Raw genomic sequence first — 1,856 nt, forward strand, 5'->3', positions numbered from 1 at the left:
ACATTAATTACACAGCACTACATTTTTGCTATAATTGCCACCATTCACTCCCCACCCAAACCCAAACCCAAAAGAAGAGGAAAAGCCATGGGTATCAAAGTTGCCATCAACGGCTACGGCCGCATCGGCCGCCAAGTAGTGCGCGCTATTTTTGACTACAAACTGCAAGACCAACTCGACATCGTTGCCATCAACGCCAGCGGCAGCATCGAGACCAACGCCCACCTGACCAAATTTGACACTGTTCACGGCCGCTTCAACTCTGAAGTTTCCCACGATGAGAAACACCTCATCATCGACGGTAAAAAAATCCCTTACTTCTCTACCCGCAACCCAGCCGAATTGCCATGGGGCGAATTGGGCGTTGACCTGGTAATGGAATGTACTGGCGCGTTCACCAGCAAAGAGAAAGCCAAAATCCACTTGGAAAGCGGCGCGAAAAAAGTGCTGATTTCCGCTCCCGGCGGCGATGACGTAGACGCAACCATCGTTTACGGCGTAAACGACGACGTGATTACCGACGACATGACCGTTATCTCCAACGCGTCTTGTACCACCAACTGCCTGGCACCTGTGGCCAAAGTATTGAACGAAAACATCGGTATCGTAAACGGCGTGATGACCACCATCCATGCGCTGACCAACGACCAAACCGTAACCGACGTACGCCACAAAGACCTGCGCCGTGCGCGTAGCGGTGTGGAAAACATGATTCCGACCAAAACCGGCGCTGCAAAAGCCGTCGGTTTGGTATTGCCGGACCTGAAAGGCAAACTCGACGGCCTCGCCATCCGCGTACCGACCGTCAACGTTTCCCTGGTTGACCTGAGCTTCCAAGCAGGCCGCGACACTTCCGCCGAAGAAATCAACGCGCTGATGAAAGCCGCTTCCGAAGAAGGCCGTCTGAAAGGCGTATTGGCCTACAATACCCTGCCGCTGGTTTCTATGGACTTCAACCACACTACCCAAGCCAGCACATTCGACTCTACGCTGACTAAAGTCACCGCAGGCAAAATGGTTAAAGTGTTCGCATGGTACGACAACGAGTGGGGCTTCAGCTGCCAAATGCTGAACACCGCGCGCCGTATGTTCGGTTTGGAAGTACGTCCGTTCTAATCGGCTTCCAACACAAAGGCCGTCTGAAACATCTTTTCAGACGGCCTTTTGTATTTCCTTTAAAATATCGCATTCCCATTTATTTTCAGACGGCCTCTTCATGTTTCCCAACGAATCCGCCCCCAACCTCCTGCAAGGCTTAAACCCCGAACAACTCTCCGCCGTAACCTGGCCGCCGCAATCCGCCCTCGTTTTGGCAGGCGCAGGCAGCGGCAAAACGCGCGTACTGACCACGCGTATCGCCTGGCTTTTGCAAAGCGGACAAGCCAGCGTGCACAGCATTATGGCGGTAACGTTTACCAACAAAGCCGCCAAAGAAATGCAGACCCGTTTGGGCGCAATGATTCCAGTCAACATCCGCGCCATGTGGCTCGGCACGTTCCACGGCCTCTGCCACCGCTTTTTGCGCCTGCACCACCGCGACGCAGGCCTGCCCTCTTCCTTCCAAATCCTCGACAGCGGCGACCAACTTTCCCTGATCAAACGCCTGCTCAAAAGCCTCAACATCGCCGAAGAAATCATCGCACCGCGTTCATTGCAAGGCTTTATCAACGCGCAAAAAGAATTCGGTTTACGCGCTTCCGTCTTGAGCGCACCTGATCCGCACACACGTCGCATGATTGAGTGCTACGCCGAATACGACAAAATCTGCCAACGCGAAGGCGTGGTCGATTTTGCCGAACTCATGCTCCGCAGCTACGAAATGCTGCAAAACAACGAAATCCTGCGCCAGCACTACC

General features: G+C 53.7%; 2 protein-coding genes. Both read left to right on the top strand.

Features of this window, described 5'->3' with window-relative positions:
• Window positions 1–87 precede the first annotated feature (87 nt).
• Entirely contained in the window at window positions 88–1,116 is a 1,029-nt protein-coding gene (gene gap, locus ACTHUE_RS17415; RefSeq protein ID WP_003682614.1) for a type I glyceraldehyde-3-phosphate dehydrogenase, read from the top strand.
• A gap of 100 nt (window positions 1,117–1,216) precedes the next feature.
• On the top strand, window positions 1,217–1,856 hold a 640-nt coding region (locus tag ACTHUE_RS17420; RefSeq protein ID WP_440424064.1), incomplete at its 3' end, for a UvrD-helicase domain-containing protein.

The organism is Neisseria sp. P0021.S005, assembly GCF_051956955.1.

Excerpts from the sequence above, each read along its gene's own strand:
- gap (WP_003682614.1), top strand. The coding sequence starts at position 88 with ATGGGTATCAAAGTTGCCATCAACGGCTACGGCCGCATCGGCCGCCAA.